At 70.3% G+C, this 21,820-nt stretch carries 19 protein-coding genes and 3 pseudogenes; 8 read left to right on the top strand and 14 right to left on the bottom strand.

The annotated features are described in order from the left end of the window. Positions 1-119 precede the first annotated feature (119 nt). Positions 120-1,952 (bottom strand): ABC transporter permease/substrate binding protein, encoded by a 1,833-nt coding sequence (locus OG978_RS08710; RefSeq protein WP_442817667.1) that lies wholly within the window; start codon positions 1,950-1,952, stop codon positions 120-122. Further along, positions 1,945-3,018: a quaternary amine ABC transporter ATP-binding protein gene (locus OG978_RS08715; protein WP_326764642.1), complete on the bottom strand. Its 1,074-nt coding sequence runs from the start codon at positions 3,016-3,018 to the stop codon at positions 1,945-1,947. The genes OG978_RS08710 and OG978_RS08715 overlap by 8 nt, the downstream gene beginning before the upstream one ends. A gap of 345 nt (positions 3,019-3,363) precedes the next feature. Here OG978_RS08715 and OG978_RS08720 point away from each other — a divergent pair, with 345 nt between their 5' ends. Then, the gene (locus OG978_RS08720) at positions 3,364-4,272 is read left to right on the top strand and encodes a 5'-3' exonuclease (RefSeq protein ID WP_326769967.1); all 909 of its coding nucleotides are present in this window, start codon (positions 3,364-3,366) and stop codon (positions 4,270-4,272) included. A gap of 46 nt (positions 4,273-4,318) precedes the next feature. After that, positions 4,319-5,161, top strand: a complete 843-nt coding sequence (locus OG978_RS08725; RefSeq protein ID WP_326764643.1) for a siderophore-interacting protein — start codon at positions 4,319-4,321, stop codon at positions 5,159-5,161. A 63-nt stretch (positions 5,162-5,224) separates the two neighbouring features. Here the strand turns inward: OG978_RS08725 and OG978_RS08730 are convergent, their stop codons facing one another. Next, positions 5,225-5,941, bottom strand: coding sequence for a MerR family transcriptional regulator (locus tag OG978_RS08730; RefSeq protein ID WP_326764644.1), 717 nt, complete (start codon positions 5,939-5,941; stop codon positions 5,225-5,227). A gap of 104 nt (positions 5,942-6,045) precedes the next feature. On the opposite strand from OG978_RS08730, the gene OG978_RS08735 reads away from it, so the two are divergent. Both OG978_RS08735 and OG978_RS08740 read left to right on the top strand, forming a co-directional pair. Next, positions 6,046-7,068, top strand: a complete 1,023-nt coding sequence (locus OG978_RS08735; RefSeq protein WP_442817668.1) for a hypothetical protein — start codon at positions 6,046-6,048, stop codon at positions 7,066-7,068. Next, positions 7,065-7,535, top strand: coding sequence for an ABA4-like family protein (locus tag OG978_RS08740; RefSeq protein WP_326764645.1), 471 nt, complete (start codon positions 7,065-7,067; stop codon positions 7,533-7,535). The genes OG978_RS08735 and OG978_RS08740 overlap by 4 nt, the downstream gene beginning before the upstream one ends. Positions 7,536-7,544: 9 nt before the next feature. Here OG978_RS08740 and OG978_RS08745 read toward each other — a convergent pair. Then, a pseudogene (locus OG978_RS08745) lies at positions 7,545-8,111 on the bottom strand (ABC transporter permease); the annotation flags it as partial. Positions 8,112-8,229: 118 nt separating this feature from the next. Here OG978_RS08745 and OG978_RS08750 point away from each other — a divergent pair. Then, a complete protein-coding gene (locus OG978_RS08750; protein WP_442817669.1) occupies positions 8,230-9,846 on the top strand; it encodes a molybdopterin-dependent oxidoreductase in 1,617 nt (538 codons plus the stop codon). A 177-nt stretch (positions 9,847-10,023) separates the two neighbouring features. Then, complete coding sequence (locus tag OG978_RS08755; protein WP_326764646.1) at positions 10,024-10,467, top strand: SPW repeat protein; 444 nt, start codon at positions 10,024-10,026, stop codon at positions 10,465-10,467. On the opposite strand, the gene OG978_RS08760 is transcribed toward OG978_RS08755, so the two are convergent. Both OG978_RS08760 and OG978_RS08765 read right to left on the bottom strand, forming a co-directional pair. After that, positions 10,391-11,614: a DUF917 domain-containing protein gene (locus OG978_RS08760; RefSeq protein WP_326764647.1), complete on the bottom strand. Its 1,224-nt coding sequence runs from the start codon at positions 11,612-11,614 to the stop codon at positions 10,391-10,393. The genes OG978_RS08755 and OG978_RS08760 overlap by 77 nt on opposite strands. Positions 11,615-11,726: 112 nt before the next feature. Next, positions 11,727-11,996 (bottom strand): S-methyl thiohydantoin desulfurase domain-containing protein, encoded by a 270-nt coding sequence (locus tag OG978_RS08765; protein WP_326764648.1) that lies wholly within the window; start codon positions 11,994-11,996, stop codon positions 11,727-11,729. A 43-nt stretch (positions 11,997-12,039) separates the two neighbouring features. Here OG978_RS08765 and OG978_RS08770 point away from each other — a divergent pair. Together OG978_RS08770 and OG978_RS08775 are read left to right on the top strand one after the other, a co-directional pair. Then, positions 12,040-13,305 (top strand): annotated as a pseudogene (locus tag OG978_RS08770) (allophanate hydrolase); the annotation flags it as partial. Positions 13,306-13,529: 224 nt separating this feature from the next. Further along, positions 13,530-13,673, top strand: a pseudogene (locus OG978_RS08775) (LLM class flavin-dependent oxidoreductase); the annotation flags it as partial. 206 nt (positions 13,674-13,879) lie between these two features. Here OG978_RS08775 and OG978_RS08780 read toward each other — a convergent pair. From OG978_RS08780 to OG978_RS08815, 8 genes are all read right to left on the bottom strand, one after another. Further along, positions 13,880-16,714 carry a DEAD/DEAH box helicase gene (locus OG978_RS08780; RefSeq protein ID WP_326764649.1) on the bottom strand — a complete coding sequence of 945 codons (2,835 nt, stop codon included), beginning with the start codon at positions 16,712-16,714 and terminating at the stop codon, positions 13,880-13,882. A gap of 45 nt (positions 16,715-16,759) precedes the next feature. After that, entirely contained in the window at positions 16,760-17,668 is a 909-nt protein-coding gene (locus OG978_RS08785; protein WP_326764650.1) for a diacylglycerol kinase, read from the bottom strand. Between the two features lie 17 nt (positions 17,669-17,685). Next, positions 17,686-18,636 carry a twin-arginine translocase subunit TatC gene (gene tatC, locus OG978_RS08790; protein WP_326764651.1) on the bottom strand — a complete coding sequence of 317 codons (951 nt, stop codon included), beginning with the start codon at positions 18,634-18,636 and terminating at the stop codon, positions 17,686-17,688. A gap of 65 nt (positions 18,637-18,701) precedes the next feature. Beyond that, a complete protein-coding gene (gene tatA / locus OG978_RS08795) occupies positions 18,702-18,995 on the bottom strand; it encodes a Sec-independent protein translocase subunit TatA (RefSeq protein ID WP_326764652.1) in 294 nt (97 codons plus the stop codon). Positions 18,996-19,258: 263 nt separating this feature from the next. Next, positions 19,259-19,456 (bottom strand): hypothetical protein, encoded by a 198-nt coding sequence (locus tag OG978_RS08800; protein ID WP_326764653.1) that lies wholly within the window; start codon positions 19,454-19,456, stop codon positions 19,259-19,261. A 46-nt stretch (positions 19,457-19,502) separates the two neighbouring features. Continuing rightward, on the bottom strand, positions 19,503-19,772 hold the full coding sequence (locus tag OG978_RS08805; protein ID WP_326764654.1) for a hypothetical protein: 270 nt from the start codon (positions 19,770-19,772) through the stop codon (positions 19,503-19,505). A 19-nt stretch (positions 19,773-19,791) separates the two neighbouring features. Further along, a complete protein-coding gene (locus tag OG978_RS08810) occupies positions 19,792-20,748 on the bottom strand; it encodes a helix-turn-helix transcriptional regulator (protein ID WP_326764655.1) in 957 nt (318 codons plus the stop codon). A gap of 16 nt (positions 20,749-20,764) precedes the next feature. Beyond that, a complete protein-coding gene (locus OG978_RS08815) occupies positions 20,765-21,718 on the bottom strand; it encodes a helix-turn-helix transcriptional regulator (protein ID WP_326764656.1) in 954 nt (317 codons plus the stop codon). Positions 21,719-21,820 lie beyond the last annotated feature (102 nt).

Here is a 21,820-nt window from a genome sequence, read left to right on the forward strand (position 1 = left end):
CGGAAAGGGCGGGCCCGCCGACGGCGGTGCCCACCCTTTCCGGTGCTTCAGGTCCTGCGGGAAACCCTACTGCGGAGCCATCTTGTCCACGATGCCCGGATTCTTCTCCATCCAGGCCTTCACGGCCTCTTCCTCGTGCCGGCCTTGGCGACCGGGGTCCACTTGTCGGCGACGCCCGGGTTGGCCTTCAGCCAGGTGCGAACCGCCTCCTGCTCCTTGCCGGCGCCGGACTTCTGGATCTGCGCCTCAAGACTGGTGAGCTGGTCCTCGGTCATCTTGAAGTTCTTGAGCCAGCTGCCGACCTCGGGGTTGTCGGCGGAGAAGCCCTTGCGGGCCAGGGTGTGGATGCCGTCGCCCTTGCCCCAGAGGTTCTTGGGGTCCTTGAGCTTGGTGAGCTCGAACTGGTTGTACGCCCAGTGCGGCGACCAGAGCGGAACGACGATCGGTTCCTTCTTCGCGTACGCGCGCTTCAGCTCGGCCAGCATCGACGGCGTGGAGCCGTCGACGACCTTGTACTCCTCGTCCAGGCCGTAGCCCGGCAGGATCTTGTCCTTGAGCAGGCCCGTCTCGCCGGCGCTCGGCTCGATGCCGACGATCCGGCCCTTGAACTGCGAGCCCTTGCCCTTGAGGTCGTCCAGCGACTGGACGTCCTTCATGTACGACGGGACGGCCAGCTCCAGCGAGGTGGGGCCGTACCAGGAGCCCATGTCCTCCAGGCGGTCCTGGTACTTCTCCCAGTAGCTGGCGTGGGTGACCGGGAGCCAGGAGTCGGTCTCGAAGTCGATCTGGCCGTTGGCCATACCGGTGTAGAGCGCGCCGGCCTCGTACTGCTCGACGTCGACCTCGAAGCCGCGCCGCTCCAGCATCTCCTTCCAGAGGAAGGTGGAGGCGATGCCCTCGTCCCACGGGATGTAACCCATGCTGATCTTCTTGCCCGCGCCGATGTCCGAACCGTCGGCGGTGCTCTTGGTGTCGTCCGAGCCGGACGAGCCGAAGATGCCCAGGGCGCCCGCGACGAGCGCGAGGACGACCACGCCGGAGATCGCGACGACGGGCTGCGGGCGGTGGTTCCAGATCTTGAGTCCGCCGGCCATCGCCTGCGCCCTGGCGAGCGCGCGGCGGGCGAGCGGGGAGACCTCGCGGCCGAGCGCGCCGGTCATCCGGTCCAGGTACATCGCCACGATGACGATGGAGATGCCCGCCTCGAAGCCGAGACCGACGTCCACGTTGCCGATGGCGCGGTAGACGGCGCCGCCGAGGCCGCCGCCGCCGACCATGCCGGCGATGACCACCATGGACAGGCCCAGCATGATGACCTGGTTGATGCCCGCCATGATCGTGGGCAGGGCGAGCGGCAGCTGGACCCGCAGCAGGGTGTTGCGCTTGGTGGTACCGAAGGCCTCGGCCGCCTCGACGAGCTCGCCGTCGACCTGGCGGATGCCGAGCTCGGTCATCCGGACGCCCGGGGGCAGCGAGAAGATGATGGTGGCGATGATGCCGGGCACCACGCCGACGCCGAAGAAGATGACGCCGGGGATCAGATAGACCATGGCGGGCATGGTCTGCATGAAGTCCAGGACCGGCCGCGTCACCGCGCTGACGGTCTTGGAGCGGGACGCCCAGATGCCCAGCGGTACGGCCAGCACCAACGCGATGATGGTGGCGACGAGCACCAGGGTGAGGGTGTCCATCGCTTCGTCCCACAGCTCGACGGAGTCGATGACGGCGAAGCCCACGAAGGCGAGCACACCGGCGAGCAGACCGCGCAGCCACCAGGCGATGACCGCGACGATGCCCGCGAAGAGCAGCGGGGCGGGGGCGGAGAGGACGGCGGCTATGCCGTCGAACATGTTGCTGACGATCGAGCTGATCGCGTCGAACAGCCAGGCGAGATGGGTCTGCAGCCAGTCGACGGCGGAGTCGACCCATTCGCCGAGAGGGAGCCTAAACACTGGCCACCTTCTTCGTGCCGACCGTGCCGGGCTCGACGTCCTGCGGAGCCTCGGCGGGGGTCATCGGTTCACCGAGGACGGCGAGCAGCCGGGCGCGCGGTACGACACCGACGAGCTTGCCCTCGGTGTCGGTCACGGCGACCGGTACTCCGCTCTGCGAGCAGGGCGTGAAGAGCTCGATGATCGGCGTGGACTCGGTGACGGTGGCCGGGGCGGCCGCGAGCACATCGGCGGCGGCGCGCAGTTCCTTGCCGTCCTCCGTGCTGGTGCCCATGACGGTGTGCGGCTCGGCCATGATGGCGCCCGCGGTCAGCACCCGGGTGCGGTCGACGTCCTGGGTGAAGGAGGCGACGTAGTCGTTGGCCGGGGTGACCAGGATGTCCTCGGCGGTGCCGAGCTGGACGATCTTCCCGTCGCGCATCACGGCGATACGGTCGCCGAGGCGCATGGCCTCGTTGAGGTCGTGGGTGATGAAGACGATGGTCTTCTTCAGCCGCTTCTGCAGTTCGAGCAGCTGGTCCTGCATGTCGCGGCGGATCAGCGGGTCGAGTGCGCTGAAGGACTCGTCCATCAGCAGCAGGTCTGCGTCGGTGGCCAGGGCGCGGGCCAGCCCGACACGCTGCTGCATGCCGCCGGACAGCTCGTCGGGCCAGGACTTCTCCCAGCCGGCGAGGCCGGTCAGCTCCAGCGCCTCGGCGGCGCGCTTCTCGCGCTCGGCGCGCGGTATGCCCTGCACTTCCAGGCCGTACGCGGCGTTCTCCAGCACACTGCGGTGGGGGAAGAGCGCGAAGTGCTGGAACACCATGCTGATCTTGGAGGACCGGACATGGCGCAGCTCGGCAGGGCTCAGGGCGGTCAGGTCCTGGCCGTCGAAGAGCACGCGTCCGGCGGTGGGATCCAGAAGTCCGTTGAGCATGCGCAGCAACGTGGACTTTCCGGACCCGGACAGACCCATCACGACGAAGATCTGTCCCGGTTCGACGGTGAACGAGGCGTCGATCACCGCTGCGGTCGTTCCGTCGGCGCGCAGCTCGTCGCGGTCGGCGCCGCCTTCGAGTTTTTGCACGGCTTGATCGGGTCGTCTGCCGAACACTTTGTACAAGCGTTCAGCTTGCAGCCTTGACACATACACCTCGCGGGTTGAACCGAAAAACGGTCTGCCACCCCCTCCGGCAGACCGTGGAGCGGCGCGGATTCGGCCCGCATGGCACGTGCACTGGTTGAAACTGGTACGTGATCCGCTCCGGCTGCGCGCCTGCCCCCGCTTACACAACCCAAACGCAAGAGTGACCCAGGTCACATGTGAGCGATGGTTGCCGTCACCCGTTCCGTTTCCCATCCCGTTGCCCGGACGTCACCGACGGCCGGTGTCGGTGGTGTGCGGCATCATCGGGGTGTGACGCGACGCCTGATGCTCCTCGATACCGCCTCCCTCTACTACCGCGCCTACTTCGGGGTCCCCGACTCGGTGCGCGCGCCGGACGGCACACCGGTCAATGCCGTGCGCGGGCTGCTCGACTTCATCGGGCGCCTGGTGCAGGACCACCGGCCGGACGATCTGGTCGCCTGCATGGACGCGGACTGGCGGCCCCACTGGCGGGTCGAGCTGATCCCCTCGTACAAGGCGCACCGGGTCGCGGTGGAGACCGCCGAGGGGCTGCCCGACGAGGAGGAGACCCCCGACACCCTGGCCCCGCAGGTGCCGGTCATCGAGGACGTGCTCGACGCGCTGGGCATCGCCCGGGTCGGCGTCACGGGCTACGAGGCGGACGATGTGATCGGCACGCTCACCGGCCTGTCCACCGGCCCGGTGGACATCGTCACCGGCGACCGGGACCTCTACCAGCTGGTCGACGACGCACGCGGGGTGCGGGTGCTCTACCCGCTGAAGGGCGTCGGCTCGCTCCAGCTGACGGACGAGGCCTGGCTGCGGGAGAAGTACGGGGTGAACGGCTCCGGCTATGTCGATCTGGCCCTGTTGCGCGGCGACCCGAGCGACGGGCTGCCGGGCGTCCCCGGCATCGGTGAGAAGACCGCGGCGAAGCTGCTGGACGCCTTCGGCGATCTGGCCGGGATCATGGCCGCCGTCGACGACCCGAAGGCCAAGCTCACGCCGTCGCAGCGCAAGCGGCTCGACGAGGCGCGGGACTACGTGGCCGTCGCACCGAAGGTGGTCCGGGTCGCCGGTGACGTACCGCTGCCGGAATTCGACCCCGCGCTGCCCACCGGGCCGCGCGATCCCGCCGCCCTGGAAGCCCTCGCGAAGCGGTGGGGACTGGGCGGTGCGCTGCAGCGCCTGCTCTCCACTCTGCACGACTGAGGTGCTAGCTTAGGTAAGCCTAAGCAATCGGAGCAGGGAGTACCTCGTGGCAGAACGACCGGCACGGCAGGCACCCAAGGCACAGGGGGCCGAGGTGCTGCGCACCGAGCGGATCACCCCCCACATGGTGCGCGTGGTGCTCGGCGGCGAGGGCCTCGCCGGGTTCGAGCTCGCCGGGTTCACCGACCACTACGTCAAACTCTGCTTCGCCCCCGAGGGCGCCGACTACGCGCACCCCTTCGACATGGCCCGCATCCGCGAGGAGCGGCCGCGCGAGCTGTGGCCCACGACCCGTACGTACACGGTGCGTTCCTGGGATCCGGTCGCCCGCGAGCTGGCGATCGATTTCGTGGTCCACGGCGACGAGGGCCTCGCCGGGCCCTGGGCGATGCGGGCGGCCCCGGGCGACCAGGTGACCTTCCTGGGTCCGGGCGGGGGTTACAGCCCGGACGCCTCGGCGGACTGGCACCTCCTGGTGGGCGACGAGAGCGCGCTGCCGGCCATCGCGGCGGCCCTGGAGCGGATACCGGCGGGCGCGCCGGTGCACGCGTTCGTCGAGGTGGCGGACGCCGCGGAGGAGCAGAAGATCGTGACGCCGGACGGGGTCGGGGTGACCTGGCTGCACCGCGGGGAGCGCCCGGTCGGCGAGGCACTGACCGCCGCTGTGAAGGAGCTGGAGTTCCCCGCGGGCGAGGTCCAGGCGTTCGTCCACGGCGAGGCGGGCTTCGTGAAGGAGATCCGCCGCCATCTGCGCCTGGAGCGCGGGATCCCGCTCCCCCAGCTGTCGATCTCGGGCTACTGGCGGCTCGGCCAGAACGACGACGCCTGGCGCTCGGTCAAGCGCGAGTGGAACGCGCAGGTGGAGCGCGAGCAGGAGGACGCCGCGTAACACCGGATCGCACAGGTACGCCCCGGCCCCCGGCCGGGGCGTACCTGCGTCCGGACCACCGGCTCACCCACCGGCGCCCGACACCTCCGCGCTTTCTGCGCCCTCGCCGTCCGGGCCGACTGCCCCCTCGCCGCCCCGACCGCCCGCCCCGCCGTCGCCGTTGTAAGCGCGCGCGGACGCGTCCACATGTGCGAGCCGTCGCAGCGCGCTGAACATCGCCTCGCCCAGTACGGTGCCCACCACCACGCTCTCCACCAGGTCCTCGCGCGCCACCCGCCGCCCCACGTAGTCGAGGTCGGCCCGCGCGACCGGTTCGGCGGCGGCCGCGTAGTCGTCGAGCAGTTCGACGAAGCCTCCGTGCCCGGCCCGCCGCAGCGCGACGATCACCCCGGCCAGGGACTCGCCCGCCGGACCGTGTGCCTCGACCCGCCAGCCCCGCCGCTCCACCAGCTCCGCCACCTCGTCGCGGGCGTCCTCCAGTTCGGGCTCCGCCTCGTCCTCGTGCAGCGGAGTAAGGCGCTTCGCCGCGGCACTCAGCACCTTGTGCACCGGCTGCGCCGGGTCCTCGACCACCCGCAGCACATCGCCGATGGCGGCAAGCGAGAGCCCGCCGACATCCAGCAGGGCGCGGATCAGGCGCAGCCTGCGCTCGTGCCCGGAGTCGTAACTCGCCTGGTTCGGGCTGGTCAACTGCCCTGCCGGTAGCAGACCTTCACGTACGTAGAACTTGATCGTCGGTACCGGGACCCCGGACCTGCTGCTCAACTCGCCGATGCGCACCGAGTGTTCCTCCTTCCACGCTTGCCAATCCCCCGACCCATCATAGATAGTTCCACTATCGGATAGCGGGAAGTGCTGCTATCCATAATCTCTGAGGAGTCCTCATGTCTTCCTGGCGTTCCTGGCATCGACCGTTAGTCCTCTTCGCCGCGGTGATGGCCGTCATGACGGTCGTCTCGGCCATCGGCCTCATAGCCGACGACCGGGTCCTGGCAGGCGCGGCAATATGGTTCAAACCGTTCAAGTTCGCGGTCTCGTTCGTCGTGTACGCACTCGCCCTCGCCTGGATGCTGACGCTGGTCACCCGTGGCCGACGGGTCGGCTGGTGGGCCGGGACCCTGGTCGCGCTGTCCAGCCTGGTCGAGATGGCGATCATCACCGGACAGGTGATCCGCGGGAAGCGGAGCCACTTCAACCACGCCACCCCGTTCGACGAGACGCTGTTCAGCGCGATGGCCGTCACCGTCGTCATCCTGTGGACCAGCACACTGGTCATCGCGATCCTGCTGCTGCGCGCCCGTATCGCCGACCGCGCCTCCGCCTGGGCGATCCGCTCCGGCGTACTGCTCGCCCTGGTGGGCGCCGGATTCGGTTTCCTGATGACTCAGCCGACCCCCGAGCAGCGGGCGGCCGGGAACCTGGACACCGCCGATGTGATCGGCGCGCACTCCGTCGGCGTACCGGACGGCGGCCCGTCGATGCCGCTCACCGGCTGGTCCACGACCGGCGGCGATCTACGCATCCCGCACTTCATCGGAATGCACGCGCTCCAACTGCTGCCGCTCTTCCTGCTCGCGCTGATCTCCCTGGCCCCGCGCTTCCCGCGGCTGCGCGACCCGCGGGTCCGGCTGCGGCTGGTACTGGTGGCCTCCGGGGCGTACGCGGCGGTCGTCGCACTGGTCACCTGGCAGGCGCTGCGCGGCCGGCCGCTGATCCACCCGGACGGTGCGACGCTCGGTGCCGCCGCGCTGATCGTGGTCGCAAGCGCCGTCGGCGCGTTGGGGGCGCTGAGGCCGTCCCTTGTACGACAGCGAACAGGTCCGGGTTCCGACTCCGACTCCGACTCCGACTCCGAATCCGACTCCGACTCCGAATCCACTTCCGCCCAGAAGGAGTTCGCGTCATGACCGGTGCGCTCTTCGAGATCTCGTTCTTCCTGGCAGCTCCGTTCTGGCTGCTCATGATCCTGGCGCCCAACTGGCGCCCCACGTCACGCATCGCCGCCTCGCCGCTCACCGTCCTGCCGGTGCTGGCCCTCTACCTGATCATGGCCGTGCCCGTCTTTCCCGAGCTCTGGGACGCGGTGCGCAGCCCCGACATAGACACCTTCCGCGATCTGATGGCGCTGGCGAACGGGGCCGGGGCGATCTGGGCGCAGGTGATCGCCTGGGATCTGCTGCTGGGCCAGTGGATGTTCCTGGAAGGGCGTCGGCTGGGGATCTCTCCGCTGGTGATGGGGCCGTTGCTGGTGCTGACGATCCTGCTGTCGCCGTTCGGGCTGCTGATCTTCCTCGCGCTGCGGGCGGTGCTGAAGCCGAGGACCCGGCCCGGGAATGCGGACCCGGACCGGGTCGGTGGTGCGACGCTGCGATAGGGGCGCCCGTCAGACGGACTTCCGGTGCGAGCGGAACGTGCGGGTCGACAGCCCGACCGCCACCACCGCAAGGACCAGAAGGGCACCCCCGCGACTCAGCACCACACCCCGGCCCGGCTCCGCCGTCAGCGCCGAACGGCCTGCCATCATCGCCCAGTTGACCGGGTTGAAGTCGGCGACGTACCGCATCCAGGACGGCATCCGGATCGGGGCCGTGAAGGAGGAGGAGAGGAAGGTCAGCGGCAGCAGCAGAAAGGTGTCGATGCCGATGACCGACTCGCGCCGGCGGAACAGCATGCCCAGGGCGTTGGAGAGCGCGCCGAAGACCGTACCGAGCAGGACCGAGGCGACGACCAGGATCAGCAGGCCACCCGCGCCGCCCGGGTACGAGGCCCCGGCGGCCCGGCCGAGCAGCACGATGATGACGGACTGCACGGCGGTGCTGATGCCGTTCTGCACGACGTTGGCGTTCATCAGAGCGTTGCGGCTGACCGGCGTCGCCAGGAAACGGTTGAGCGTGCCCCGCTCGATCTCCTCCAGGGTGCCCATCCCGGCCCACATGCTCGATCCGAGCGCCACGATGTATCGCGAATTCCCGGCCGCATGGAAGGATCTCGCGCACTGACCGTTTTGCACCGTTACAGCCTCCGGGGCGCCGCCGGAGAGCCGAGGTGCCGCCAGGGAGGCAGTCCGCGTGAAAGAAGCCGATGTGCAACGCCACGACACCTCCCCGGCCGAGGGGGCGGGCTGGGCCCGTACCGCCCTCGCCGCGCTCGGCGGACTGATCGCCGGGTTCTGCGCCCTGGCCGTGGCCACGCTGGTCTCGGCCCTCGTACGTCCCGAGGCAGGTCCCGTCACGGCCGTGGGCGGGGCGGTCATCGACCGCTCTCCCCCGGCCCTGAAGGACTTCGCCGTACGGCATTTCGGTACCGGCGACAAGCTGGTGCTGCAGCTGGGCATCGTGGCGCTGCTGGCGGTCTTCGCCATGGCGATCGGGGTGCTGGCGCTGCACCACCGGCGGACCGGATCTGCGGCCGTCCTGGTCTTCGGCGCGGTCGGGGCAGCGGCCGCCGTGGGGCGGCCGGAGGGCAGCCCGCCCGACGCGCTGCCGTCGGTGGTGGGTGCCGCGGTGGGCGCCGGGGTGCTCTTCCTCCTGGCCGGACGGCTCGCGACAGCTCCCCCTGCGCCGCGCACGGCCGACGGGGCGCAAGGCGCTTTCGACCGCCGCGGCTTCGTCATCACGGCGACCGTGGCGACGGCGGCCTCGGCCGGCGCGGGACTCCTGGGGCGGCGGCTCACCTCCTCCGTCCAGGCCGGGGCCACCGCCTCACGTCATGACCTGGTCCTGCCCGTACCCGATTCCGCCGCCCCGGCGATCCCGGCCGGTGCCGATCTGCGGATCCGGGGGCTGAGCCCCTTCATCACCCCGAACAAGGACTTCTACCGGGTGGACACGGCCTTGGTCGTGCCCCGTCTCGATGCGGGCGCCTGGCGGCTGAGGATCCATGGCGAGGGCGTCGCCCGGCCCGTCACGGTCGGCCTCCACGACCTGCTGCGCCGGGAGACCATCGAGCGGGACATCACGCTGGCCTGCGTCTCCAACGAGGTCGGCGGCCCGTACGTCGGCAATGCCAGGTGGATCGGCGTACGGCTGGCCGATCTGCTGCGCGAGGCCGGGGTGCGCCCGCCGTCGGCGGGCGGGCCCGCCGACCAGATCGTGGCGCGATCCGTCGACGGCATGACGATCGGCACACCGGTAGAGGCCGTCATGGACGGGCGCGACGCGATGCTGACCTTCGGCATGAACGGCGAGCCACTGCCCTTCGCGCACGGCTTCCCGGTCCGGATGGTCGTACCCGGCCTGTACGGATACGTGTCGGCCTGCAAATGGGTCGAGGACATCGAGCTGACGACGTTCGACGCGTACGACGCCTACTGGGTCAGACGGAGCTGGGCCCAGCAGGCACCGGTCAAGACCGAGTCCCGCATCGACACCCCCCGCGCCTCGGCGTCCCCGCAGCCCGGCACCGTGCCGGTGGCCGGGGTCGCCTGGGCGCAGCACCGCGGCATCTCGCGGGTGGAGGTCCGGGTGGACGGCGGTCCGTGGCACCCGGCCCGGCTGGCGGCCGAGGACAGCCGGGACACCTGGCGCCAGTGGGTCTGGGAGTGGCCGGCCACGCCGGGCCGCCACACCCTCGAAGTCCGCGCGACGGACGGCACCGGCGCCACCCAGACCGGGAAGCGGACCGGCACCCTGCCCGACGGCGCGACCGGCTGGCACTCGGTGGTGGTCGACGTCTCCGTACGCTGACCGGATGAATCCTCCACGGAGCCTCACGTGGTCCCCGCGGAGCCTCGTGCGCTTCCCTCGGATTTTCGCGAGCCCTGAATATACATATAAGGGCGGTATAAGCGCAGAATGACATGGCAGGCCGTTTATCGCACAGAAGTGGCGAGTTGGTCTGCAGGAGCGAAGGAGACGAACCCCATGTCAAACATCTCGCACACCGGCCGTGACATGGCCAGTCACCCCGATGTCTCCGAAATGCGCGATCGCTATGCCCGCATGCTCGGTGGCCGCGATGTGGCCCTGGTGGACGCACCGGTGTTCCTCGTCGGTCTCTACTGCGCCATCTCGCCGTGGGTGCTGCACTTCACGGCAAGTCAGCCCACACTCGCGACGCACAACCTGATCATGGGTGTCGCGATCGCCGCGCTGGGCCTCGGGTTCACCGTCATGCCGGAGCGCATGTACGGCCTGAGCTGGGCCATCTGCGCCATGGGGGCCTGGACGATCATCTCGACGTGGATCGTCGGCAGCAGCCCCGACCTCGGCGTCGTCCTCAACAACATCATCATCGGCGGTCTGACCGTGCTGCTGGGACTGGCCTGCGCCGTCGTGTCCATGAAGAGCGGCACGCGCGCGGCCTGAGGAAGGGACCACTCGGCGAAAGGCAATGCCCGGCCGGTCCGCGTGGAGCGGACCGGCCGGGCGCCGGTGTGGTGCGGCCCGGGGGTCGGATCTCCCGGAACGGCGGATAGTCCACGCCGTAGCCGAAGTACCGCGGCCCGGCGAGCGCCAGGCCGCCCGGGGTGGTCCAGCGCGGGTCGCAGGGGGCCGCGAGGACGCTGACGCGCAGGCCTTCCGTGGTCACCGGGTCGCCGGTGTCGGTGTCCAGCACGCAGATGAGGTCGGGCGTGGTGGCGACCGTCTCGCCGTCGAGGGTGGCCAGCAGATGCTCGTTCTGGAAGCCGAGTTCGAGCACCCGGCCCGCGTCGTCACCAATGCCCTCGATCCGGGCGTTGCCCCGGGCGAAGCCGCCCTGGGTGCGGCGGCTGACGTCGATCACCTTGCCGGTCAGCAGATGGGTGCCGGAGAGCATGGTGCGGGCCGCGAGCACCGGGTCGGTGTGCGCGGCGCGCGCCTCGCGCACGGCGGCGCCGAGTCGCTCGGCGAGTGTCAGCGTGTCGGGGACGAGTCCGTCGACGAGCTGGTCGCCGCGCATCACGGTGTCGGCGCTGGAGATCTGGCAGCCGAGCTCCACGCAGACGGCCCGCGCGATGCGCTCGGCGGCGTGGTTGGAGACGGCGTCGACGATGATGCTGTTGCCCTTGTCGTCGGCGAGCGCCATCGGGGTGTTGGCCACTCCGATCAGACCGGGCAGCACCATCTGCGCCTCGGGAAAGGCGCGGCCCATGGCGTCGCCTTCGACCAGCGGCAGCCCCGCCTCGGCGGCGCAGGCGATGGGCAGCATGGAGTTGACGCCGCCCACCTCGATCGGCGCGATGTGGGTGGCGGCGCGGCCGATGTGCTTCTCCAGGGCGCGCAGGGCGGCCACTTCCTCGCCACCGGCGGGGACACGTTCCAGCAGCACCGTCGGCGCCCCCATCCCCGAGACGGGGACCACGGTCGCGTCGGCCGGCACCTCGTCGAAGGCGACGAGCCGGACCGGGCCGTACTTGCGGATGGCCTCGCGGGCCAGCAGCTTGCCGATGTACGGGTCGCCGCCCCCGCCGGTACCGAGGATGCCCGCGCCGCGCGCGATGTCGTCCAGGTTGTCGAGGTTGATCTCACGCATGTGACGCTGCTCCATGGGTGTCGCGCGCCCCGGCCGGGGCGTGGCCGCACCGCCCGGTCGCCGTCGAGGAGCACGGCATCGGTATTGGTGGGCCCGACGTCCACTCCGAGGATCACGGGGTGCCTCCCGGTGCCCGGCGTTCGCCCGCGGCGGCCGGAAGCCCGGCGAGGCCGAAGGCGGCCGGGCCCGCGAGCCGCAGGCCCTCGGGCGTGTACCAGGCGGGGTCGGAGGGGAGCGTGACGAGGTGGACGCGCAGGCCGTAGCGGACCTCCTCGACCGGGACGGCCGCCGACCTGAACGAGCCGGACGTCCGCCTCGCCCTCCAACTGGCCTGCCGCGCGGGCCTGTCCGCTGCCCCGAACGATCCGGCCGCACCACGCACGCCCCCTCCCCCGCCCCCGGTGAACCGGCCCTGAGGAGCGACCATGCCGCGGACAACGTCCCTCATCCTCACCCGCGTCCGGGCCGCTCACGCCCGTATCGAAGCGGCCGGGCGCCCCGAACTCTGGATCGGTCTACGGCCCCGGCACGAGGTGGAAGCGGAGGCCGAGCAGCTCGAAGCCCGCCTGGCCGCAGGCGAGCTCCTCCCCCTCGCGGGCCGCCTGCTGGCCGTCAAGGGCAACATCGACGTGGCCGGCCTCCCCACCACCGCGGGCTGCCCCTCGTACGCGTACGAGCCGGGCTGCGACGCCCCGGCGGTGGCCCGGCTACGGGCCGCCGGAGCCGTGGTTCTCGGCACAACCAATCTGGACCAGTTCGCCACGGGCCTGACCGGCACCCGTTCCCCGTACGGCGCGGTGGCCGCCGCACACGATCCGGACCGGGTCGGCGGCGGCTCCAGCTCCGGTTCGGCGGTCGCCGTGGCCCTGGGCATCGTGGATCTCGCGCTGGGCACCGACACCGCGGGCTCCGGCCGTGTCCCCGCCGCGTTCAACGGCGTCTTCGGCCTGAAGCCGACCCGCGGTCTCGTCCCGACGGACGGGGTGGTCCCCGCCTGCGCGAGCCTGGACTGCGTCACCGTTTTCGCCCGTACGCTCCCCGAGGCCGAACAGGCGATGGCCCTGATGGCCGACCCGGCCCCTCGGCCCAACCGCTCCCGTGTTCCGGGCCCTTGGCGCATCGCGGTCCCGTCCACCACGCAACTCGGCGAACTCGACCCGGGCTGGGCGGCGGCGTACGAGTCGACGGCCACCCGGCTCCGCGCAGCGGGCGCGCTGCTCCGGCCGATCGACCTGACGCCGTTCACCGAGGCCGGTGCGATGCTGTACGGCGGTGCGTTCGTCGCCGAGCGCTACACCGCGGTCGGCGCGTTCATCGACAACGCGCCCACCGCGCCCGGCCTCGACCCCACGGTGGCCCGGATCATCACCGAGGCCCGCGACATCCCGGCGCACCAACTCTTCGCCGATCAGACCCGGCTGGCCGGCCTCCGTACCGCCGCGACGGCCGCACTCGGCGACGCGGACGCCCTCCTGCTGCCCACTACGCCGGGGCACCCCACGCTCGCCGAGGTCGCCGCGGACCCGCTGGGCGCCAATGCCCGCCTCGGCCGGTTCACCGACTCCACCAACCTGCTCGACCAGTGCGCGGTGGCGGCCCCCGCCGGTGAGGTGGACGGCCTGCCGTTCGGCGTGATGCTGATCGGCCCGGCACACACCGACGAACGGCCGGCCCGGATCGCGGCTCTGCTGGGCCAGGTCCCGGCCACTGATCCCCGAAGCGGTTGACTGGTCACCAACACACCTGTTCCCCTGGGCAGATGCGCCCTCAGCTGCGGCTGGTCACCCGTGACCACATCGACTTCGGTCGAGTGTGGTCCGCCTCGTGTTGCCGCTGACCGTTCCCACGTCAGCGCTTCCCACGACCGGTTTCCACTTCTCCGCAGCACGAGATGAGGCTTCGCCATGCCCGTCGAGTGGACTACTACGACCTGGGCGTAGAAATCCTGTCGGCCCGCGGCTACGACCTCCTGGACGACGCGATCGACTTCGGCCGGCACGTCATCCCGATAGTCCGCGAGGAAGTAGCCAAACGAGACGCGGCCAACCCGGCCGCGTAACCTCCGGCGATTGAGGAGCAGGGGCCCGGGGGCAGAACCCCGCGCACCCCCAGCCCCTCCGGCGGTTGAGGAGCGGGGGTCCGGGGGCAGAGCCCCCGGTTACGGGAAGGGGCGGGTAGGGGAACAGCCCCGCCGCAGGCGCACCCCACCGCACCCGCACCACGGCAGACCGCACCCGCCCCGGAACCCGCACCCAGCAGCCCCCCTCACCCCACAGAGCTGTACGCCACAACCCCCCGCAACACCGCATCCACCGCCTTGTGCGCATTCCGCGCCACAGAACTCCCGTCCCGCGGCGCCGCAGCCGCGATCTGCCCCAGCACGTCGATCACCTGCTTGCACCACCGCACGAAGTCCCCGGCCGGCATCTCCGCCTCGCCCAGCACCTCGTCCAGCGTCCGCCCTGACGCCCACATGTAAACCGCCCAGGCAAAGCCCAGATCGGGTTCGCGCTGCCCGACACCCTCCGCCTGGTTGATCTTGAAGTCCTCTTCCAGGGCGTCGAGCCGGCCCCAGATCCGGACCATCTCGCCCATCGCGGTCTTCGCGGGTCCCGACGGCAGCTTCGGCGCCACCGCGTCATCGGCCTGCCGCGCCTCGTACACCAACGCCGAGACGCACGCCGCGAGTTCGGCAGGGTTCAGCCCCTCCCACACCCCGGCCCGCAGGCATTCGCTCGCCAGCAGATCGAGCTCGCCGTAGAGCCGCGCCAGACGGCGCCCGTGCTCGGTGACCTCGTTGCCCCGCAGATAGTCGAGCTCGGTGAGCAGCGCGACGATCCGGTCGAAGGTGCGGGCGATCGTATTCGTCCGCCCCTCGATCCGCCGCTCCAGCTGCCTGGTGTCACGCTGCAACCGGTGATACCGCTCGGCCCAACGCGCGTGGTCCTCACGCTCGTCGCACCCGTGGCAGGGGTGCGCGCGCAGCTCCGCCCGGTAGCGGGCGATCGCCCGGTCGTCGGCCGCGACGGACCGCCCCTTGCGGTGCCGCTCGGGAACTATGTGCCCGGCCTTGGTCCGCAGCGCGGAGGCCAGGTCGCGGCGCGACTGGGGCGAGCGCGGGTTGAACGACTTCGGCACCCGCATCCGCTCCAGCGCCTCCACCGGAACCGGGAAGTCGATCGAGGCGAGCCGCTTGACCTGCCGCTCGGCCGTGAGCACCAACGGCCGCGGCCCGTCGTGGTATTCGAGCCCGCGGTGCCCGTGCCCGTTGGTCCGCCCGGCGGGCAGACCGGGGTCGAGGACCAGGGCCAGTCCGGCGAACTTGCCGGTGGGCACATGGATGACATCGCCGGGCTTGAGCTTCTCCAGGGACGCCGCGGCCTCGGCCCGTCGCTGCGTCGCGCCCTGCTTGGCGAGTTCGGTCTCCCGGTCCTTGAGGTCGCGGCGCAGCCGCGCGTACTCCTCGAAGTCACCGAGGTGGCAGGTCATGCCCTCCCGGTAGCCATCCAGTCCCTCTTCGTTCTTCTGGACCTGCCGGGAGATGCCGACCACCGACCGGTCCGCCTGGAACTGCGCGAAGGAGGTCTCCAGCAGCTCGCGCGAACGGTGACGCCCGAACTGCTGCACCAGGTTGACGGCCATGTTGTACGAGGGCCGGAAGCTGGACCGCAACGGATACGTACGCGTGCCCGCGAGTCCGGCCAGTGCCCCCGGATCCATGCCGCGCTGCCACAGCACCACCGCGTGGCCCTCGACGTCGATGCCGCGCCGCCCGGCCCGCCCGGTCAGCTGGGTGTACTCGCCGGGGGTGATGTCGGCGTGCTGCTCGCCGTTCCACTTGACGAGCTTCTCCAACACCACCGAGCGTGCGGGCATGTTGATGCCGAGGGCGAGCGTCTCCGTGGCGAAGACGGCCTTGACGAGCCCGCGTACGAACAGCTCCTCGACGACTTCCTTGAACGTCGGCAGCATGCCCGCGTGGTGCGCGGCGATGCCCCGCTCCAGCCCTTCGAGCCACTCGTAGTAGCCCAGGACATGGAGGTCCTCGCCGGGGATGGACGCGGTCCGCTTCTCGACGATCTCGCGGACCAGGCGTCGCTTCTCCTCGTCGTTGAGCCTCAGTCCGGCGTGCAGACACTGCTGCACGGCGGCCTCGCAGCCGGCCCGGCTGAAGATGAACGTGATGGCAGGGAGGAGTCCTTCGGCATCCAGCCGGTCGATGACCTCGGGCCTCGCCGGGGTCCAGATCCGGCTGCGCTGGCGCCGCTCGCGCTCGCGGTCCGCCTCGCGGACCATCTTGCCGCGGCGGCGCTCACGCGGGTTGTACCCCCGCTGGTTCTCCATCCGGGCGAGCCGGACGAGATCGGGGTTGACCTCGCGGCGTCCGGCGCCGCGGCCGCCGTGGTCGGTCTCCTCCTCGAAGAGGTCGTACATCCGGCGCCCGGCCAGGACGTGCTGCCAGAGCGGCACGGGCCGGCTCTCGGAGACGATCACCTCGGTGTCACCGCGGACGGTGTCCAGCCAGTCGCCGAACTCCTCCGCGTTGGACACGGTCGCCGACAGTGACACCAGGGTCACGGAGTCCGGGAGGTGAATGATCACTTCCTCCCAGACGGCACCCCGGAAGCGGTCGGAGAGGTAATGCACCTCGTCCATCACCACGTAGCCGAGGCCCCGCAGCGCCTGCGAGCCCGCGTACAGCATGTTCCGCAGCACCTCTGTGGTCATGACGACCACCGGGGCATCGGCGTTGACGCTGTTGTCGCCGGTCAGCAGACCGACCTTCTCCGGCCCGTAACGCTTGACCAGATCGGCGAACTTCTGGTTGGACAGCGCCTTGATGGGCGTGGTGTAGAAGCACTTGCGGCCCTGTTCCAGGGCGAGGTGCACGGCGAACTCGCCGACGATCGTCTTGCCCGAGCCGGTCGGGGCCGCGACGAGCACCCCCTTGCCGGCTTCCAGGGCCTCGCAGGCCTCGATCTGGTAGGGGTCCAGATCGAATTCGTACAGCTCACGGAAGGGCGCGAGTGCGGTGGCCAGCTCGGTGGCGCGGATCCGAGAAGCCTGGTATCGCTCAGCTGGTGAGAGGTCCTCTGTCATCTTGCTTACGAGCCTACCCGCCACCTCTGACAGCAGGCGCGATCTTTAAATCCCGGTGGGAGAACCGGGTACGAGCACTCTCACCGCGCCCGGCACACAGTGCGCGGTCAGCGGCAGCGCCCCGAGTTGTTCACCGTCCGCGTACGCGGTGACACCCGCTGCGACCAGCTCGATCGAGGAAACCCGGTGCACGGTGACCTTGGGGTGGCTGAGGTGCGTTCCCTTGTAGACCCGGGGGAAGACCTTGAGCAGGGTGGTGCGGCTGCAATCGCCGACGACGGTCACGTCGAACAGCCCGTCGTCCATGACGGCGTCCGCGCAGATCCGCATTCCCCCGCCGTACGTCGATCCGTTGCCGACCGCGATGAGCGTCGCCTCGATCTCCCTGACCGGTCCGTCATCCAGCCTGACGCGGTACGGAATGGGCTTGAACGCGGCGAGTTCGGCGAGGATCGCGAGGTCGTACTTGAACCGTCCGCCGACCCAGCGCATCCGGTTGCCGCGGTCGTTGACCCGGGAGTCGAAGCCGGAGGCGAGCACCGACCCGAACCACCGCTCACCGACCCGGCCGAGGTCGATCTCGCGGACGCCGCCGCCCTTGAGCGCCTCGGCGGCGAGCCGTCCGGCGGCGGCCGGGTCCCGTATCGGCAGCCCGAGCGCGCGGGCGAAGTCGTTCCCGGTGCCGACGGCCACGACCCCGAGCGGGGTCATCGTTCCCGCGACCGCCTGCAGGGCGAGGGACATCATCCCGTCCCCGCCCACGGCTATCAGCGCACCGGTCCCGCCCGCGACGGCCTCCCGGGCCCGCCGCAGGGCGTCATCGGCATCCTCACCGAGAACCGTGCGCACGGAGAATCCGGCGTCCCGCAACGCGGAAGCGGCCGGCTGCGCGGCGTGCGCGCCCCGGCCGCGTCCTGCGGTGGGATTGACGAAGAGAGTGATCTCGCTGGTCACCCGGGGACCCTACAAGGTCAGGTGATGTCGTCGTAACCGTTGGCCCGGTCCCGGTCCGAACTCGCCTGTGCGGGCAACGCCCGGGCGGACGAGACCGATTCGATCTCACCGACGTCCTCGGGGGTGAGGTCCAGCTCCGATGCCTCGTCGTCGTCGGGCCCAGCCGCCGCGATCTGTGCCTTGCGGCGGTCGTTGAGGAGCGAGATCCCCGTGGCCACGAAGTAGAGCACCCAGATCGGCCCGGCCAGCCCCAGCATGCTCACCGGGTCGGTGCTGGGCGTCGCCACCGCCGCAAAGAGCGTGATCCCCATGATCATGCCCCGCCACCAGCCGAGCATCCGCTTGCCGGTGATGATCCCGCCGAAGTTCAGCATGACGAGCAACAGCGGCAGTTCGAAGGAGAGCCCGAAGACCACCACCATGCGTGTGATCAGATCGAGGAGCTCGTCCAGCGGCAACTGGTTGTCGAGGTCGGCCGGCGAGAACTCCAGAAGCACCCGCGCCATCGTGGGCAGCGTTATGTAGGCGAAGAAGCCACCGGCGAGGAAGAGAGGGAATCCCGCGCCGACGAAGGCGAGCGAGTACTTCTTCTCGTGTTTGTGCAGGCCCGGGGCGACGAAGGCCCACAACTGGTAGAGCCAGACCGGCGACGAAAAGACGACACCTGCCATCAAGGAGACCTTGAGGGCGAGGGTGAACGGCGTGAGGAGACCGTTCAGGACGATACGCGCGCAGGTACCGTCCTTCTGGTTGGCGAGTTCGGCGAAGCTGGACGCACACCCGACCGACTTCAGCACCGGGTCGGTGAAGAACTCGATGATCTCCTTGTAGAAGAACGCGGCCACAATCGTGACGACGACGATTCCCAACAGGCCCTTGGCCAACCGGTTACGCAGCTCACGCAGGTGCTCCACCAGGGGCATGCGGCCCTCTGGGTCCGTCTCCTGCTTGCGGGCAGACTTGAGCAACCCACGTCCTCATCTCGTGCAGCAGGCCCTCACCGATCAGGGCGCCTGCGTCGGCCCGTTTCTTGTCAGCGCTTGGTCGAGTCGGTCGGCTCGGCGACCGGACGCGAGCTGGTCACGTCGCCGGGGGCCGCCTTGATCGTGCGCTGGGCGGCCTGGTCCTGGGCCGCGTCGTTCGTCGCAGGCTCGGCCGGGGTCGCCGACGGGCCGCCCTCGGACTTCATGGCCTTGGCCTCGCTCTTGAGGATGCGGGCCGACTTGCCGAGCGAGCGAGCCATGTCAGGAAGCTTCTTCGCGCCGAACAGCAGAACAATGACGACGAGGATCAGGATGATCTCGGGAGCTCCGAGCCTTCCGAACATATGCGTGTACCTTCTCACCGAGGCAGCAGGGGTGGGGCGGATGGAACCTCGGACAGACGTCCGATCTTCTTACCGTCAGCGATCGTATCCCGCAGGAGTAAACGCAGGGCAATACCCATGCATCCTTGCGATTACGGCCCACGCCTCGCTCTCAGGGCCGCCTTCAGCAGCGTACCCTCCGAAACCGCGAAACAGGAGGCCGCGCCCGCCCTGATCGATCGGCCCTGCTCACAGGCGTGTACGGGCAGATGGGACGGCAACATCTAGCGCAGGGCCTCGCCGGTCGCGGCAAGGTCCGTCGCCGCCCTTTCGAGGTCCTCCGCCGCCCGGTTGATGCGCTGGGTGGTCCTCGTCACCTGCTGCCCGAGCCGCTGGGCCTCGATGAAGACCTTGACGGCCAGCACGCCGAGAACGGCGATCCCGAGAAATCCCAGGGCGATGGCGAGCATGGGCCAGAACATGCGCAGAGCCTCGATCTGTCTAGGTGTCCGACGGTAGGGAAGAGCTCTACAGGCTGGTATGGAGGCGCAGCGTCCGCACCCCGCCCCTGCTGAGGAGCTCAACTATCCGCTCCCCCGCGGGCTTACGGACGGCCGCACCGCACCGCGGGCAGGTGAAGGAGTAGAACGTCGTCCGGCGGCTCGCCCCCACGGCGAGCCGAATGGCGGACGCGGCCAGTTCGAACCCCTCACGGCAGTCCGGGCAAGCGGCCTTGAACCGTACGGACTCGGGCACCACTACGGTCGGAACACCTGACACCACAGACATATTGGTCATATCTCCCTCAGGTTTCCGCTCAGACCGGTTCGTCGTACGCGGCGAGCGCCGCACGGGCCGCCTGCTGTGCGCTCTGCGCCAGCTCCGGCGGGGAGACGATGCGGCCTTCGCCGCCCAGCCGCAGCGCGAGCCTGCGCAGCGAGGCCGGGTCGGGGGTGCGCAGGGCGATCCGCAGCCCGCCGTCGGGCAGCTCCTGCGCGCTGTCGTGCGGGTAGTACTCGGCGACCCAGCGTCCGCCTGGCCCCACCTCGACGACGACTTCCGGGTCCTCGGCGGCCGGCTGGACCAGCCCCTCGGACAGATCCCGCAGTTCCAGCTCGGGCGGTGCGGCAGGCTCGTCCAGCAGCCGGATCTCGGCGACCCGGTCGAGCCGGAACGTACGCCGGTCCTCGGACGACCTGCACCAGGCCTCCATGTAGGTGTGCCCCACGGCAAAGAGCCGGATCGGGTCCACCTCGCGCTCGGTGAGTTCGTCGCGCGCGGGCGAGTAGTAGCGCAGCCAGAGCCGGCGGCGCTCGGAGATCGCCCGGTCGACGTCGGCGAAGACGCCGCCCTCGGACTCGAAGGTGACCGAGAGCCTGGAGCTCGCCGCCCCGATCTCACCGGCCGCGGTCTCCAGCTTCGCGGTGGCCCGCAACAGCGCCTGCCGGTCACTTTCGCGCAGCCCCGGCAGCGTGGCCACGGCACGGGCGGCGACCAGGAGGGCCGTCGCCTCGTCGGCCGCCAGCCGCAGCGGCTCGGCGACGTCGTCCGGGTTGTGCCACCAGATGCGGTCGCCGTCGGTGTCGATGTCCAGCAGGTCCCCGCCGCGGAAGCTCGTACCGCACATGGGCAGCACGTCGAGGTCCGAGATCAGTTCGTCCTCGGTGATCCCGAAGGCGCGGGCGACGTCCTGGACATGGGCGCCGGGGCGCTCGCGCAGATACGTCACCAGAGAAAGCATCCGGCGGGTCTGGTCGATCGCGTTCGTGGCCATGAGTGCCGTCCCTCTCTCAGTCCTTGGCCACGGCGCGCAGCCGGTCCACCACATCGGCCCGCAGATCGGCGGGTTCCTGTACGACGACGTCCGGACCGAACTCGACGAGCCAGGCGTCCAGACCGTGTCCGTACGGAATCTCCAACTCGTCCCACCCGTTCCCGAGTTCCCGGACCGACACGGCACGCGAGCGCAGCGGGTAGCCGGCCCCGGTGCGCAGCCTGATCAGCGCGGTCCGGGTGGCCGTCTCCCCCGCCCAGCTCTCAACGGTCTCGCGGACGGTCACGACGTCGGGCACCTCGGTGGTGAACGCCCCGGCCCGGGAGCGGACCCGGCCGGTGATCCGGGAGAGCCGGAACACCCGCTCGGCGCCGCGGTCCCGGTCCCAGCCGGCCAGATACCAGTGTCCGCGCCAGCACTCCAGGGTCCACGGCTCGACCTGGCGCTGTTCGGGCTTGGCGGCGTTGCCCTTGCGGTAGTCGAAGGTGACCGGGCGGCGGTCGCGGCAGGCCAGCATCAGCGGTTCGAACGCCGCCTCGTGGACGGGGATGCGCGGTTCGAGGGCGCTGTGCACCTCATACGCGTCCTCGGCCTCCGGCATGCCGGCGGCCCGCAGCTTCTGGAGCGCACCGCTGGCCGCACCGGCCAGCCGCGCCTGCTGCCAGACCTTGGCGGCCAGCCCGAGCGCCGCGGCCTCCTCGGCGTCCAGCGTGATCGGGGGCAGCCGGTTGCTGTCGCGGCGGGCGAGATATCCCGTGTCGCCGTCCAGGTTCTCCACGGTCTCGATGATCAGACCGAGCTCGCGCAGATCGTCCTTGTCGCGCTCGAACATCCGGTTGAAGGCGTCGTCGGAGCCCGCCTCCAGATAGGCCTCGATGGAGCCGCGCAGCTCGCGCTTGCTGAGCGGGCGGCGGGTCCCCAGCAGACACAGCGCCAGGTTCATCAGCCGCTCGGCCTTGGCAATCGCCATCGACGCCCTTTCTGTTTCGCTCTACGACGCTCGACCGTACCGCTACGCGGTGTCGGGACAAAAGCGAGGGCCCGTGCCTGGCGGCACGGGCCCTCGTATCGC

This window comes from Streptomyces sp. NBC_01591 (assembly GCF_035918155.1).
Taxonomy (GTDB): Bacteria; Actinomycetota; Actinomycetes; order Streptomycetales; family Streptomycetaceae; genus Streptomyces.